Here is a 15,766-nt window from a genome sequence, read left to right on the forward strand (position 1 = left end):
AATAGAGAGGTCAATAATGAAGGCGATAGGTCAGAAAGAGGTCGCGCACCGTGCCGCTGGTTTGCATGCCGGATTTCGCGAGGCCCCAGCTCAGGGCGAGATGGTCCGCTCCCAGCACGCTGCTGGCAATGCCAAGGCGGACATCGTACCCAAAACCGAGGGCGCTATGGTTGGTCAGCCCAAGGCTGGCGTACGGACGAAGGGCGCGAGTGTAGTCGCGTTCGAAGCGGGTGTCGGTCATGGCCCGGATACCGTAGAACGTGAAGCTGTCAGGGACGAAGTAATTGCTGGGCAAGCCGGCAGCCCCGCCGTATCCCGGTTTTTGGGAATTGGGCACGTAGCGGTCATAGAAAGCGCCTGCCGCACTGTCGAGGGCGGATTGGCCGTATCGATGCAGTGACCAGAAAGCGCTGAATTCAAGATCGCGGGCTTCCTGGCGATAGGTATGGGCATAGGTCAGCGACGTGTGGTTGCCGGTCCCCAATTCGGCGCCGGTCTGCAATTGGTAACGTTCCAGGGCGTATTCAAGCGATAGCCGGTCAAGCCGGGTCGGGCGATAAGTGAGTTCCAACGCTGCGCGATCCTTCATGCCGCCAATACGTAGCGGAATCGTTTCCTGGCTCGGTAGTTGGCGTCCGAGCGAAGCTGTCAGGCTCAGTCGGTCGTCCAAGCGCTGACGCCGTTCAAGCTGGAGCGGTGAATAATCGGCAAAGCTCGAGCGCTGTTCGGCCCGCAGGATGGTTTCTCCGTCGTCATGCCGCCAGTTGAGGCTTGCGCCAAGCATGGTTTCGTTGGGAGCTACCTCAAGCAGGTTGTTGTCGGATACCGAGCGAGCGATGCGACCCCAGGTGAAATCCAGGGACAAACGTGGATCGACAGCCAGATGGTAAGTGGTGGCGAAAGGCGTTTCGCTGAGGCCGCCCAGTGCCCGTGAGCCAACTGAGGCGCCAACCTGGTCGCTGAAGGCAAGCAGGCTCTCCGTCAGTTGCAGGTGCACGGGATCGTCGTCGGTCTGCTGCGCCTGCGCCTCGAAGGCCGCAGTTTGTGCATGGTGGGTGGCATCGATAGTGCGTGCCAGGTTGACGCGGTCGTAACGAGGCAGGCGCTCTTCATTGTGCTCGATCAACTGGCCGCTCTTCGCTCGGTCATCCTCGGCCAGTGCCAAGGTGGTTTCTGCCCACAACGGAAGGTTGGCACGACGGCTGCGGCTGCGCGCATATTGTTCCCAGAGGAAACCGCGTTCGGCCGTGTACTCCGCGCGATCCTGCAGCCAGCCGATAGCGGTTTCGGCGGCGGCATCGGTCAGGCGTCCTTCCCCGTCGCGGTCCAATCGAAGTAATTCGCGTAGCGCGCCCAGGCCGGCGTCGCCAGGCTTCTGCATCAACAGGAGCCGGGTACGGGCGATGCGGCGCACACTGTCGAGATCCGCATCGTGCAACCATTGGCGGCGAACGCTGAGGTCGCCCGGGTTGGTGAGTTTCAGCTTCTGCCACTGTTCGGCGAGCAAATGGCGGCGCAAGCGCCAGGCACGCTCGAACTGCTGATTCTGCTCAAGCGCATCGGCATAGTTCATCAGCCACAGAAAATCGTTTTTGTGTGTGGCGACCCGGGGGGTCAGATAGCGCGTCAGCGCAACCTGGGGCAGCGAAAGCGCCTGATAGGCGGCAGCCAGCGAGTCATGCAGCGCCTCGTTAGCCGCCCAATTTGCCTCGCTGCTCGCCAGGAGCTTACGCAATGCGGGGGCATCGCTGCCGTCGATATGGAGCCAGATGAGCGCCTGTTGCAAAGCCGATGACTCAGGTGCCAGACGCAAGCCGTCTTCCAGCAGGCGGCGTGCGACGGCCGGCCGGCCGGCTTGTTGTTCATAGGCAGCGAACATGCGCAGGAATTCGGGCGAACGTTGCAGTTCGCTGCGTTGTCGCTGCATGGCCGGGGTGTTCGATTTCAGCTGTTTCAGCAATTCGCCGAGTTCGCTCCATTGTTCCTTGGCGATGAATAGGCCCATCGCTTCCAGCAGATAGCGGCTTTCGCCGAATTTTTGCCAGGCCACGCCGGCGAAACGGGCGGCTTCCAGCGGCTGGCTCTCGGCCAGCAGGCGCAATAGCGCATCGTAATCGCTACTTTGTGCGAAGTCGGAATCGACCAGGCGACGGAAAGCAAGCAAGGCGGCTTCGTCCTTGCCTGCCGACTCCTGCAGTTGGCCTGTCAGACGCCAGAAATCCGCATCTTCCCCATCTTTCAATCGGGCCTGCCCTTGGGCCTTCTCCAGCCAGATCAAACCCTCGCTGCCACGGCCGTGTAGCAACAGAAGAACAGCCAGGTGCATGGCACGGCTGGGAGTGAGCTGGCGTTCGTCGGAAAACAAGCGTTGCCAGGCGGCGATGGCGAGTTCTGGCTTGCCCATGCGCTCGGTCAGTTCAGCCTGCAGGGCAAGCCATTCGCCTGCTGCCTGGCGCCGGCTATGGTCCTGCAAGTAGGCAAGCGCCAACTCCGGCTTGCCCTGGCGTTCATAAGTGGCGATCAGCTCCTTGATCAGGCGGAAGTCGCCGGGTGTGCGGCTGATCTGGTAGCGCAGGGCCGCGGCGAGTGCAGCATCGTCGAAAAGGCCGGGGGCCAATCGCAGCACTGCCTGCCAGGCTTCGTCCTTTTGCGTCGCCAGTGCGACCTGATGCCAGTTTTCCAGAGCGACTTCAGGGCGGCCAGTCCATTCTGCGACACGGGCGAGACGTTCACGCCAAGCCATGTTGTCGGGTGCTTGCCGTACCGCCGACTGGGCCACCAACCAGGCATCTTCCGGCTTGCGGTTTTCCAGGAAAGTGTCGTACCCCAGCGTGTAGAGTTTGTCGTCGAAGGCAATGCCAGGGCCACCGGGGCGAGCCGATTCCGCCACGCGGAGAAATTCCCCCGGTCCCCAGGCGCGGGCGATCTGTATCTGTTGCCATTGCCGCAGCATTGCGATCTTGAGCAGTTTGCGGACATAGCGATCGGCGACATCGGGGCGTCCCGCAGCACGTGCGAGATTGACCATCAGATAGAGGATTTCCGGGTCGTCCTCAAGGCCGTCGATTTCGCGTTCAGCCATTTCCAAAGCGGCGAGCGGTTGATTGCCAGCCTGTAGTGCCCTGATTGCAGCAATGAAGTAGGCCCGTGCGGCTTGAGGTTCGCTGGAGCTTCGCCGGGCGAGCAGATTGAGCTCGGCACTGCCCCGGTAGTCACCGGAAGCCAATGCGGTTCTGGCCGAGGCATCGAACAGGATGGCCGCTGAGGCGGCGTTGGGCATGGATTGCGCTACGGCGCGATAGAGGGCACTGCCCAAATTGTGTTCGCCATACTCGTAGGCTTTGTTGCCAAGCAGGAGTTTCTGTTCAAAAGGCCATTCTTCCTTGGCGAGCTCGTGCAAGCTGCGACGAAGTTCTTCGTGGAAATGGGCTCGTCGTTTCTGGTCGCTGGCGGGGAGTGCCTTGTATTCGGCTTCGGATATCTCCCACAACACCCAGCGGGCGTCGCGCCTAAGTTCGGAGTCGGCGGCTTCGAGAGCAGATTGGAGGGTCTGTCTTGCCTTGGCGACCTCCCCGATACTGACTTGGTGGCGGGCAAGCAGCAATCGGAGTTGAGGGTTGTTCGGGTCGCTGCGTAACAGATTGTCCAGATAGGCGACTGAAAGTGCCGTGTCGGGGGTGTCGGAGATTCGGCGTTCGAGGTCGCGGCGGGGGTAAAGCAGGACGAGGACGAAAACGATGATCGCAGCGAGTAGCGCGATCAACCAAATGGGTGCGAGATAGGGACGCTCAGCGTGCTTGGCAGCGAGCCGTGATCTGCGCAGCAGCATTGGGAAGGCGGAAGTGTTGCAGGGCGAGGCCGGCTTTTTGCTCGGACTGCACCGGAACGATCGGGGCGTTATCGGCAGTGACGCGGCACCCTTGGGCGTTGGCCAAGGTGAATTGCAAGGGCACATGTCCCTGCAAAGATAGGCTTATCTGGTCGGCGCCCAATAGACTTCCTCTTGTGCCGATACGGGCATTGGCTGAAAACAGGAAGGGTTGCCGTGCCGGACGATTCGTCTGCATCGGGACTGCGGCTTCACTTCCGGATAAATGAAGATAGACACCTTCGGGGCCATCGGCGAATCCGGCAATACCCTTTGCGGAAGCCAGGTCCGGCGTGCCGAGCTCGTTCGGCAGGCGCATAGTGCGCAGATTGCCGTCGGTGCGGATGATCCAGGTGTCACCTTCACGGGCGATGCTGGCCCGATAAAAGTCTTCAACCTTATGGATGTACTCCGAGGCGAACACCGGATGCAAGGGCTTGTTCAAAGCCCAGGCAAAAGCCTTATGCACCGCATTGAGGCCGGCGCGTTTGGTTGCCGAATAGGTGTGGTAATAAATATCCACCGGCTTCAGGCGACGAGGTGTTTCCGTCAATTCAAAGCTCTCGATGACCCGCTCATACCCATAGAACGGGCCGCGCCACAGATTGGTATAGATGTTCTCGTTGGTGATCGGGGCGTAGATCTGCAGGAGTCCGTCCTTGACGATGCCGTTCGCGCCGACATCGGTCAGCGTCGGATTCGACCGGGTAATCGAAGTATCTCCGCCGTTCATGTTCAGCAAGCCTGCGTCATACGCGATGCGCAAGGCATCGGCACCGGGGGCGGTGTCGCCCGACCAGAGGAGGATGTTGACCGGTTTTCCCGGTGGGGCGAGGCGTTGTCGGATGTAGTCGACCGAGCCGACGATTTCTCGACGAAGATCGAATTTGTAGCCCGGCAGGTCGAGGTGATAGTACTCCTCGTCCTTGTCTTGGAAGATACCATGACGCACGCTTGAGTCCCAGCGGAAAGGGTGGGAATAGGTGTGGCTGGCGATTTCCACATGCGGCAGGCGGAAAATCCTGCGGGCAATGTTCTCAAGCGCCGGGCTGTCCTTGGGGTGGAGGCCGTTTGGCGAAATCTCGCTTTCGATGACCGATACCGTGGTCGGGACGCGATATTTCTCGAGAATTTCCGTCAGCATTGCCTCGCCGGCGAAAGGGCGGCCGGGTAATTCGGCGACGGATGGAAAGCCGTCGCCGTCGATGTGCGAGAAGAAAAGCCGGCGGCCATTTTCCGTCGTGGTATCGGGTACCGGCATGTCCGGTAGTCGCAGCGCTTTTTTTGCGAAAGCGAAGGGATCAACCACCCAGCGTACGGTTTCGGTCGCAGGCACAGACCAATAAACGAACGGTTGCTGAACGTAGCCGCCCCAGGGGGTTACGGCGCTGGCGGTGTAACGCTGGTTCCCGGGGCCCTTCAGTTCCAGCATAGGGGTGACGCCGGGGCCGTCGGCTACCAGTGGTTGAAATTCCCGGCGCGGAAGCGGAGGCTTGGTTTCAAAACCGAAGATCGGGTCGATGCTGGAAAAGCTGATCTCTCCCTTGGCGGGCGTGGCCAAACGTAGTGCGAGCTTTTTGGCAAGGCGTGGGTCCAGCAGAAATCCGATTTCGCCGAACATGGCCACAGGCAGTCCTTCGTCCAAGCGCTGTGCCAGCCATGAGGTAAGTTTGCGGCCAGCCGAGTCGGATGGCGTGCCGTTGAACCAGGTGACGATTCCGGCGTAGCGGTCGGCTTGGATGCGTTGGGGCGGTGGCTGCCGGACGTCGTAGTAATCGACGATGTAGCCGAGATAATTGAGAGGCAACTGCAGGAAGCGATGTACGTCAGTGTAATTCAGTGCCGGCGCTTCGGCTCCGTTGTAGGCGACCAGGATGCGACGTGGCAGGACTTCGCGGCTACCCGTGCCAAGGGTGTCGAGATTGCTGTCGGTTACCCAGGGAGTGAAGCCGAGTTCCTTGATCGCCTGTGCAGTCTGCCGCATCAGGGTGCGATCATGGGGGGCGACGTAGTCGATGGCCAGGATGGGGAGGTTGTATTGTTCGCGCAGGGTCTTCATCTGGCCGACGAGCCAGGCGCGATCGCTTGCAGGAACAGGCTCATAGCGCTTGCGGCCGGCGTTCCAACCTTGAAAGAGCGATTCGGCCGCCACCATCTGTATCTTGTCGCGAACCCGCGGGGCAATTTCGAAACCGCGATTAAGGATCAGGCGAATGCCGGGAAAGCGTTGGTGCAGCGTTTCAATGACGCGGATGAGCCCTGCCTGCTGCGCGTTTTCGTCAAAACTCCTGGCCAGGCGATACGAGTCCAGGGTGTCGAGGAAGAAGCCTCGATAGCCGCGCTCCCAGAGCGGTCGAATTACCTGTTCGGCAAAGAAATTCGGCCATTCAGCCGGCGTTTGGTCGATAACATCGGAACCCCAGTCGGCATTTTTGGCAAGTTTCCAGGCGGCCGGAATGTTCTTGAAATACGGGCGATGAGATTGAGCCTCCGCGACTGAGGCATAGGCGTACAGCTCCCGTTCGGCACTGCGGAAAAGATTGGGGTCGAAGCCATGATCCGGTTCGACGACGACGATGTCGAAGGCCTTGAATTCCTCGATCGGTATCGTGTTGCCGTAATAAAGGGCGACAGCTAACCCCGCCTTGGCGATGGCGGCGTGACTGAGCAACAGAAAAAAAGCGAGGCGAAGGAGGAAGAGCAACGGCCGGCTAACTGCCAAAAGTGCGGATTAAACCCTACCTAGACGCCGGAGTGAAGCCTTTCTTAGCGAAAGAGTGTGAAAACCGTCACGTTTGTAGTCGATAGGATCGTCTGCCTCAGGAAATTGCCAGCATGCGATCAAGTGCCAGCTTGGCCAGCTTGGCTTCGTGGTCGGGCACCTTGATCTGGTTCACGACCTTGCCCTCAGCCAGGTTTTCCAGCGTCCAGGCGAGATGCTGCGGGTCGATGCGCTGCATGGTTGAACACATGCAGATGGTGGTGGCCATGAACTGGACGATCTTGTTCTGCGGCAGCACTTCCTTGGCCAGGCGGTCGACCAGGTTGAGTTCGGTGCCGACCAGCCAGCGGGTGCCTTCCGGCGCTTCCTTGATGGTCTTGACGATGTGCTCGGTCGAACCGACGTAGTCGGAGGCGGCGCACACTTCGAAGTTGCATTCCGGGTGGGCGATGACCAACCCATCCGGATACTTGGCGCGGAAAGCGTCGATGTGCGATTTCTGGAACATCTGGTGCACCGAGCAGTGCCCCTTCCACAACAGGATCTTGGCCTTGAGGATCTGCTCAGGCGTCAGGCCGCCCATTTCCAGGTCGGGGTCCCAGACGACCATTTCGTCCATCGGGAAACCCATCCGGTGGCCGGTCCAGCGGCCGAGGTGCTGGTCGGGGAAGAACAGCACTTTCGGGCGACGCTCGAAGGCCCATTTGGCGATGGTGCCGGCGTTCGAAGAGGTGCACACGATGCCACCGTGATCGCCGCAGAAGGCTTTGAGGTCGGCGGCCGAGTTGATGTAGGTGACCGGGGTGACTTCGTTTTCGACGTCCAGTACTTCGCCCAGTTCGCGCCAGCAACGTTCGACCTTGGCCAGGTTGGCCATGTCGGCCATCGAGCAACCGGCAGCGAGGTCGGGCAGGATGGCGATCTGGTTCGGGGCGGTCATGATGTCGGCGACTTCGGCCATGAAGTGCACGCCACAGAAAATCACGTATTCGGAATCGGTCTGCGAGGCTAGGCGCGACAGTTTCAGCGAGTCGCCGGTCAGGTCGGCGTGCTGGTAGATGTCGGCGCGCTGATAGTGGTGGCACAGGATGACGGCCTTCTTGCCCAGTTTGGCGCGGGCGACGCGAATGCGTTCCTGACAGGCTTCGTCCGACAGGTCGTTATAGGGGGCGAAAGTAAGGGGAGCTGTTTGCATGCTGATCTCTGAAATTTGCCGTTTTTCTGCGGTGCACCGCAGCATTATCCCTGAATCCAGGGTAGTCCGTTCTTGCGCCAGCCACCGATGTTGCCGCGGTGGCCGTTGGCGTCCTTGTCGCCTTCGAAGCCTTCGAGGATGTTGTAGCAGTTGGCGTAACCGGCCTCGGCTGCTGCGCTGGCCGCACCAATGGAGCGCACACCGCTGCGGCACAGGAACATGACCAGTGCTTCCGGATCGACTTGGCGTTTGAGTTCGGCGACGAAGTTCGGGTTCCGCACACCGCCGGGGTATTGGTTCCATTCGATTTCGATGGCGCCGGGAACACGCCCGACCCAGTCCCATTCGGCACGGGTACGAACGTCAACGAGCTTGGCGCCGGGGGCGAGCTGCAATAGCTTGTGGGCCTCCTGCGGCAGAAGCTCTCCCTGATAAGGGCGTTCCAAGGCCTCCGCGCGCGTGCGGGCGAGGCTCAGGATGTCCGTTAACTTTCCCATAATGGCCGGCTGGTAGAATTGCGACCCAATAGTATAGGGCAGAGCAGATGGCGGAAGAGCGTCAGTTGGGAAACGGTGAGTCGGCTGCCGAGCGTTCGGCGGCGGCGCAACGGGCGACCTGGGTCAGCGTCGCGGTCAATCTGGTGATGACTGTCGCCCAGTTGGTCGTCGGCTGGCTGGCCCATTCGCAATCGCTAATCGCGCACGGTCTGCATTCCTTTTCGGATCTGCTGTCCGACTTTCTCGTCATCTACGCCAGCCGGCAGAGCGCGCACCCGGCCGACGAGGCCCACCCTTACGGTCATGCCCGGATCGAGACGGCGGCGACTCTGGTTCTCGGGATTTCACTGGCCCTGATCGGTGGCGGAATCCTCTGGGAGTCCGGCCTGCGTCTGCAGCATATCGAAGCGTTGCCTGCCGTGGAGTATTCGGCGTTGTGGGTGGCAATCGCCACCGTGGTGTCGAAGGAAGGGCTCTATCGCTATCTGATCGGCGTCGCTGAGCGCCTGCGCTCGCAACTGCTCATTGCCAATGCCTTGCATACCCGTGCCGACGCAGCATCGGCCCTGGTCGTCGTGGTCGGTATCGGTGGCGCGCTGCTGGGCTGGGCTTTCCTCGATTTGCTGGCAGCAGCCTTGATGGGCTTCATGATCCTGCGTATGGGTGTCGAACTGGCGTGGGGGGCGATCAAGGAACTGATCGATACTGGGTTGGACGAGCGGCAAGTTTCGTCGATTCGCGAGTGCCTGCTGGCGACGCCGGGGGTGCGCGGCTTGCATCAGTTGCGTACGCGACGCATGGCGCATCAGGCCCTGGTCGATGCCCATGTTCAGGTGGATTCGCGGATCAGCGTTTCCGAAGGGCATCGGATTGCCGAGTCGGCACGGGCCAGGGTTCTGCGGGAGCATCCGGAAGTGCTCGATGTGCTGGTTCATATCGATCCGGAAGACGACATGGCACCGGAGTCGGCATCTTTCCGCTTGCCGGGCCGGGATGTGATGCTGCGCGAGTTGCAACCTGTGCTGGCGGGTCTGCCGGAGCCGGAGAAGGTGGTCTTGCATTACCTGAACGGCCAAGTCGAAGTCGAAGTTTTTCTCTCGCACGCCTTTTTTGAAAGTGGCGAGAAATTGCGTCAGTGTGAAGCGGAGGTGGCCGATCGTCTGAAATCGCACCCGTTGATCCGCTATGTGTCACTGAATTGCCAGATCGCACCAAAATAGTGCGAACGTGTCATGTTGCGCACATCGATGGTGCATCAAATCTTTGTGCAAAGTCGACATCTCATTGTGGCAAAATACAAAGCTTGGCTGTCGATCTTTGGCATGGTTTCTGCTAAAAGTTCCGCCGTTGCGATTTTTTGATTGTCGCCGGTCGTACCGGCAACTTGTTTTCTTAGGAGACTAACGCTTATGGCAACCCCGCAAGACGTGATGAAGATGGTCAAGGAAAACGACGCCAAGTTCGTCGATTTCCGTTTCACCGACACCCGTGGCAAGGAACAGCACGTCACCGTGCCGGTCTCCGCTTTTGACGAAGACAAGTTCGAAAACGGCCACGCTTTTGATGGTTCCTCCATCGCCGGCTGGAAGGGCATTCAAGCTTCCGACATGCTGCTGATGCCGGATCCCGCTACCGCCTACATCGACCCGTTCTTCGACGAAACCACCGTCGTCCTGACCTGTGACGTCGTCGATCCGACCGACGGCCGTGGCTATGACCGCGACCCGCGCTCCATCGCCAAGCGCGCTGAAGCCTACCTGAAGTCCTCCGGCCTGGGCGATACCGCCTACTTCGGTCCGGAACCCGAATTCTTCATCTTCGACGGCGTCGAATGGTCTGTCGACATGTCCGGCTGCCAACTGAAGATTCACTCTGCCGAAGCCTCCTGGGGCGCTGGTGAGAAGAACGAAGGCAATGGCGCCACCGGTCACCGTCCGGCCGTCAAGGGCGGCTATTTCCCGGTTCCGCCGGTCGACAGCCTGCACGACATCCGTTCGGCCATGGTCCTGACCCTGGAAGCCCTGGGCGTGCCGGTTGAAGTGCATCACCACGAAGTGGCCAACGCTGGTCAGTGCGAAATCGGTACCAAGTTCAGCACCCTGGTTCAGCGCGCTGACTGGACCCAGATCCAGAAGTACGTGACCCACAACGTGGCTCACCAGTACGGCAAGACCGCCACCTTCATGCCGAAGCCGATCGTCGGCGACAACGGTTCGGGTATGCACGTTCACCAGTCCGTCTGGAAGGATGGCAAGAACCTGTTCGCTGGTGACGGCTACGCTGGCCTGTCCGAATTCGCGATCTACTACATCGGCGGCATCATCAAGCACGCCAAGGCACTGAACGCGATCACCAACCCGGGTACCAACTCCTACAAGCGTCTGGTCCCGCACTACGAAGCCCCGGTCAAGCTGGCCTACTCCGCCAAGAACCGTTCCGCTTCCATCCGTATCCCGTTCGTTGCTTCGACCAAGGGTCGTCGCGTCGAGGCTCGCTTCCCGGATCCGCTGTCCAACCCGTACCTGTGCTTCTCGGCTCTGCTGATGGCCGGTCTGGATGGCGTGCAGAACAAGATCCACCCGGGCGATCCGGCTTCCAAGAACCTGTACGATCTGCCGCCGGAAGAAGACGCACAGATCCCGACCGTTTGCGCCTCGCTGGAAGAAGCACTGGCCGCTCTCGACAAGGACCGCGACTTCCTGACCAAGGGTGGCGTCTTCTCCAACGACTGGATCGATGCCTACATCGCTCTGAAGATGGACGAAGTGAACAAGGTCCGCATGACCACCCACCCGGTGGAATTCGACCTGTACTACAGCCTGTAATCGGATGTAGTTCGAAAAAGGGCGGGTTTCCCGCCCTTTTTTTGTCCACGTTTTTCCGATCAGTTCGTTAAGTCCGGTACACTGACAGCCATTCGAGGAATGATGACGATGACAAAATATTCGCTTTGCCTGTTGTTCTCCTTGCTGCCTTGGGTGGCGTCTGCGCAGACCATATACAAGTGCACCGACGAAAACGGTGGCACCTTGATCTCGAATGCCAGGGTGGACAAGAGCTGCAAGGCGATTGCCGCAAGCCCGGAAACCTCCATGCCAGCGCCGAAGGCGAGGGCGCCGGGGGCTGCCGCCAATCCGACGCCGAGTGGTTTCCCGAAAGTGCAGGAAGATACGCAGAAAGCCCGCGATGGCGATCGTCGTCACATCCTGGAGCAGGAGCTGGCCAACGAACAGCGTAGCTTGGAGCAAGCCAAGAAGGATCTGGCGGAACAGGAGCGCACGCCTGGTGTCACGCCGGAGCGCGTGGCGCCCTATCGTGATCGGGTCGCCCAGCATGAGCGCAATATCCAGGCGATTCAGAAAGAATTGTCGAATCTGCGCTGATTCGGAGTCTGCGGGTACTGGCTGCCAGGCCTCTGCGTAATATGAACACTACTCACGCCAACTTCGCCGGACTGGACTTGCTGGCTTCGGCCGTCCTGTTGATCGACGATGCCTTGTCGGTCCGCTACATCAATCCGTCAGGCGAAAACCTGCTCGCCGTCAGTAGCCGAGCGGTGATCGGTAAACCGCTGTCGGCTGTTTGCACCTATTCCACGACCCTGCAGGCCGCATTGGACAACGGCTTGCACAATAACTGGGGTTATACCGGTCAGAACATTGAAGTGCGTCGCGCCGATGGCGAGCGCTTGCATCTGAATTGTACGGTGACCCCGTTGCGTCCCGATATTGCCGCAGGCATGCGTTTGTTGCTCGAGTTGCAGCCGATCGAACATCACCTTGCAGCAACGCGGGAGGAGCGCCTGATCGAGCAGCAGCAAGCCAGTCGCGAGCTGATCCGCAATCTGGCGCACGAAATCAAGAACCCTCTCGGCGGCCTGCGCGGTGCGGCGCAACTGCTTGAGCACGAGTTGAACAATCCTTCGTTGAAGGAATACACCCAGGTCATCATCAAGGAAGCCGATCGCCTGCAGGATTTGATGCAGCGCCTGCTGACGCCACATCGTCCGATGTTGCCGACCACGGTGAATATCCACGAGATCCTCGAGCGGGTGCGTAGCCTGTTGCGGGCAGAGTTTCCCGGTTCGCTGGCGGTTCGCCGCGACTACGACACCAGTCTGCCGGAACTGGTCGGTGACCGCGAGCAACTGATCCAGGCCGTGCTCAACATCGCGCGCAACGCGGCACAGGCGATGGCCGGCGAGGGAGAGATCATCCTGCGCACCCGTGCGCTGCGCCAGGTGACGCTGGCCAAGAAGCGCTATCGCCTGGCCATGGAAATCAAGGTGATCGACAACGGACCGGGGATTCCCGACGAGATCCGTGAACGCATGTTCTATCCGCTGGTTTCCGGCCGTGAGGGCGGTAGTGGCCTGGGGCTGACCATCGCCCAGAACTTCATCCAGCATCACCACGGCACGATCGACTGCTCCAGCCATCCCGGCAAGACTGTCTTCACCTTGCGCCTGCCGGTCGAGCAGGCCTGAGACTTGCTAGAAATGCTCATTTGACAGACATAATGAGCCCAATACCAATGAAACCTGTCTGGATCGTTGACGACGACCGTTCGATTCGCTGGGTCCTTGAAAAGACCCTGTCGCGCGAAGGCATTCCGTTCAAGAGCTACGCTTCGGCGAGCGAGGCCATTTCCCAACTGGAGCAGGGCATCGAGCCGCCGCAGGTGCTGATGTCGGACATCCGCATGCCAGGCCAATCCGGCCTGGAGCTGCTGCAGGAAGTGAAAACCCGTTTTCCGTCGGTGCCGGTGATCATCATGACCGCCTACTCCGATCTGGAAAGCGCGGTGGCGGCCTTTCAGGGGGGGGCGTTCGAATACCTCCCCAAGCCTTTCGACGTCGATCAGGCAGTTGAACTGATCCGGCGCGCCATCGATGAGTCAATGCACCAGAGTGGTGCGGCTGAGGAAGAGGGCCTGGTGCCGGAGATTCTCGGTCAGGCGCCGGCCATGCAGGAGGTGTTTCGCGCAATCGGTCGTCTCGCGCTGTCGCACGCCACGGTATTGATTACCGGTGAGTCCGGTTCCGGTAAGGAACTGGTGGCGCGCGCCCTGCACCGTCACAGTCCGCGGGCGGACAAGCCGTTCATCGCCATCAACACGGCGGCGATCCCCAAGGATTTGCTCGAATCCGAGTTGTTCGGCCATGAGCGCGGCGCCTTTACCGGCGCCCAGGCCCAACGGCGTGGCCGTTTCGAGCAGGCCGAGGGCGGTACGCTGTTCCTCGACGAAATCGGCGACATGCCCTCCGAACTGCAGACCCGCCTGCTGCGCGTGTTGTCGGATGGTCACTTCTACCGTGTTGGCGGTCACTCGCCAATCAAGGCCAATGTGCGGGTCATCGCCGCGACGCACCAGAACCTGGAAACCCGAGTCAAGGACGCCTTGTTCCGCGAGGACTTGTTCCACCGTCTGAACGTCATCCGCATTCGTTTGCCGGCCTTGCGCGAACGGCGTGAGGACATTCCGCTGCTGACCCGTCACTTCCTGCAGAAAAGCGCCCGCGAACTCGGTGTCGAGGCTAAGCGCCTGTCCGAGGCTGCATTGAAGTACCTGTGCGGCCTTGAATTCCAGGGCAACGTGCGCCAACTGGAAAACCTTTGTCACTGGCTGACCGTGATGGCACCAGGGCAGCAGGTGGAAGTCGGCGATCTGCCGGGCGAATTGCGCGATGCAACGCCCGTGGCGCTGGCGACCGATTGGGAAAGTGCCCTGGAAGGCGAAGTCGACCGCCTGCTGGCGCGCGGCATGCCGGATGTGCATGGCGTCTTGTCGCAGACCTTCGAACGCATTCTCATTGCTCGTGCCTTGGCGCATACCGGCGGCCGACGCATCGAAGCGGCGCAGGCCCTGGGTATCGGTCGCAACACCATCACCCGCAAGATCGCGGAACTGGGTATCGAGGGCGGCAAGGAGCACGCAGGGGAGTAAAATCCCTGCCATGCCCTTAATCGATCCTGTTTTGCTGAAAGACCGGCTGGCTACCCAGTCCGGTCGCTTTGACGTCGATGCGCTCGACGAATGCGACTCCACCAGCAGCGAATTGCTCCGCCGGGCCGACCGTGGTGCGCCGAGCGGCACGGTTGTCGTGGCCGACCGGCAGACGGCTGGGCGCGGCCGACGTGGTCGCCAGTGGCTTTCGCAGCCGGAGCAGAGTCTGACCTTCTCGCTGCTGTGGCGCTTTCCCGGCAATGCGATGCGTCTGGCCGGTCTGTCGCTTGCTGTGGGGCTGGCCGTGGCGGAGGCGCTGGAGCAATTGGGCGCTCAGGGCGTCAGGTTGAAATGGCCGAACGATATCCTGCTGGCGCAAGGAGATGGTTTTGCCAAGCTTGGCGGCATCCTGATCGAATTGACCTCAGACCGGCGGGGGGCGCAGGCGGTGATCGGCATTGGCATCAATCTGGCCCCGCCAGCCGGCGATTTGCTGCAGCCGGCGGCTGGACTCGGCCAGGCGATGCGCCAGGTGCCGGAGCGCCACGTGTTGTTTGCGGCGATTCTGGAACGACTGGCCGTCATCCTTGATCTGTTTGCGGTGCACGGCTTTCCAGGGGCAAAAACCGCCTGGCAGCGCCTGCATGCCTGGCAGGACATGCCCGTTAGCATACTTGGCGAGGAGCGGGTAATCACCGGCACCTGTCTTGGGGTCGATGATGATGGCTCCCTGCTGCTGCAGACCGAATCTGGCATCGAACGCATCCTGTCGGGCGACGTCAGCCTGCGCCGCGCATGATTCTGTGCCTGGACAGCGGCAACAGCCGCATCAAGTGGGGCGTGCATGACGGCACGCTGTGGCTGGCGCAAGGTGCCGTACCGCATGCGCGTCTGGGAGAACTGGCGCAATTGCCGACGCGCTGGCCGGAGGTGAGTCGTGTGATGCTGGCCAACGTCGCGGGTGAGGCGGCGGCCCACCGTATCGAAGATGCTTTAGGTGGCTGGCGCGAGCTGGTGCAAGAAGTGAAATCCAGCGAATTCGCCGGCGGCGTACGCAACGGCTACCGCCAACCGGAAAGGTTGGGGATCGACCGTTGGTGCGCCTTGATTGGTGCGCATGCCATGGTGGCTGGTCCTTTGCTGGTCGTCATGGCAGGCACGGCGACCACAGTCGATACGTTGGATGACGAAGGTGCTTTTCTGGGTGGCATGATCCTGCCTGGCATCGGACTGATGCTGCGCGCTCTGGCTCGGGAAACTGCTGCCTTGCCCTTCGCCAACGGGAAACATGATCCTTTGCCGCGTTGTACCGATGATGCCATTGTCAGTGGTGTGCTGGAGGCTCAAGCCGGCGCCATCGAGCGGGCCTTTCGACGGCTGCCGGGCAGCAACGGTCTCTGTGTGCTGTCGGGCGGCAACGCGGCCCGTATTGCGGAGCACCTGTCGATTCCTTATCAATTGATCGACAATCTGCCCCTGGAAGGATTGCTGCGTTTGGCGCAGGAAAGCAGCGTTTAAGGCGGCAGCAAGGCGCCTGG

Annotated in this window: 11 protein-coding genes; 7 read left to right on the forward strand and 4 right to left on the reverse strand. The window is 60.7% G+C overall.

Annotation, left to right across the window (positions count from 1 at the left end; all coding sequences use genetic code 11):
* Nucleotides 1–10: 10 nt before the first annotated feature.
* From WIF35_RS13760 to WIF35_RS13775, 4 genes are all read right to left on the reverse strand, one after another.
* On the reverse strand, nucleotides 11–3,829 hold the full coding sequence (locus WIF35_RS13760; RefSeq protein ID WP_412478788.1) for a tetratricopeptide repeat protein: 3,819 nt from the start codon (nucleotides 3,827–3,829) through the stop codon (nucleotides 11–13).
* On the reverse strand, nucleotides 3,789–6,572 hold the full coding sequence (locus WIF35_RS13765; RefSeq protein ID WP_412478789.1) for a bifunctional glycoside hydrolase 114/ polysaccharide deacetylase family protein: 2,784 nt from the start codon (nucleotides 6,570–6,572) through the stop codon (nucleotides 3,789–3,791). Before WIF35_RS13765 ends, WIF35_RS13760 begins: the two co-directional genes overlap by 41 nt.
* Nucleotides 6,573–6,687: 115 nt before the next feature.
* Nucleotides 6,688–7,785 carry a quinolinate synthase NadA gene (nadA, locus tag WIF35_RS13770; RefSeq protein WP_412478790.1) on the reverse strand — a complete coding sequence of 366 codons (1,098 nt, stop codon included), beginning with the start codon at nucleotides 7,783–7,785 and terminating at the stop codon, nucleotides 6,688–6,690.
* Between the two features lie 44 nt (nucleotides 7,786–7,829).
* The gene (locus WIF35_RS13775) at nucleotides 7,830–8,282 is read right to left on the reverse strand and encodes a rhodanese-like domain-containing protein (RefSeq protein ID WP_412478791.1); all 453 of its coding nucleotides are present in this window, start codon (nucleotides 8,280–8,282) and stop codon (nucleotides 7,830–7,832) included.
* A 47-nt stretch (nucleotides 8,283–8,329) separates the two neighbouring features.
* Here WIF35_RS13775 and WIF35_RS13780 point away from each other — a divergent pair, with 47 nt between their 5' ends.
* The 7 genes from WIF35_RS13780 to WIF35_RS13810 all read left to right on the forward strand — a co-directional run bounded on the left by WIF35_RS13780 (nucleotide 8,330) and on the right by WIF35_RS13810 (nucleotide 15,746).
* Nucleotides 8,330–9,502 carry a cation diffusion facilitator family transporter gene (locus tag WIF35_RS13780; protein ID WP_412478792.1) on the forward strand — a complete coding sequence of 391 codons (1,173 nt, stop codon included), beginning with the start codon at nucleotides 8,330–8,332 and terminating at the stop codon, nucleotides 9,500–9,502.
* Nucleotides 9,503–9,691: 189 nt separating this feature from the next.
* Entirely contained in the window at nucleotides 9,692–11,107 is a 1,416-nt protein-coding gene (glnA, locus tag WIF35_RS13785; protein ID WP_412478793.1) for a type I glutamate--ammonia ligase, read from the forward strand.
* 108 nt (nucleotides 11,108–11,215) lie between these two features.
* Nucleotides 11,216–11,665, forward strand: a complete 450-nt coding sequence (locus WIF35_RS13790) for a DUF4124 domain-containing protein (protein ID WP_412478794.1) — start codon at nucleotides 11,216–11,218, stop codon at nucleotides 11,663–11,665.
* A gap of 41 nt (nucleotides 11,666–11,706) precedes the next feature.
* Nucleotides 11,707–12,768, forward strand: coding sequence for a nitrogen regulation protein NR(II) (glnL, locus tag WIF35_RS13795; protein ID WP_412478795.1), 1,062 nt, complete (start codon nucleotides 11,707–11,709; stop codon nucleotides 12,766–12,768).
* Nucleotides 12,769–12,815: 47 nt separating this feature from the next.
* Complete coding sequence (ntrC, locus tag WIF35_RS13800) at nucleotides 12,816–14,228, forward strand: nitrogen regulation protein NR(I) (RefSeq protein ID WP_412478796.1); 1,413 nt, start codon at nucleotides 12,816–12,818, stop codon at nucleotides 14,226–14,228.
* A gap of 10 nt (nucleotides 14,229–14,238) precedes the next feature.
* A complete protein-coding gene (locus WIF35_RS13805) occupies nucleotides 14,239–15,027 on the forward strand; it encodes a biotin--[acetyl-CoA-carboxylase] ligase (RefSeq protein ID WP_412478797.1) in 789 nt (262 codons plus the stop codon).
* On the forward strand, nucleotides 15,024–15,746 hold the full coding sequence (locus tag WIF35_RS13810; protein WP_412478798.1) for a type III pantothenate kinase: 723 nt from the start codon (nucleotides 15,024–15,026) through the stop codon (nucleotides 15,744–15,746). The genes WIF35_RS13805 and WIF35_RS13810 overlap by 4 nt, the downstream gene beginning before the upstream one ends.
* The last annotated feature ends 20 nt before the right edge of the window (nucleotides 15,747–15,766 follow it).

The organism is Azonexus sp. IMCC34839 (assembly GCF_047047955.1).
In the GTDB taxonomy this organism is placed as follows: domain Bacteria; phylum Pseudomonadota; class Gammaproteobacteria; order Burkholderiales; family Rhodocyclaceae; genus Azonexus.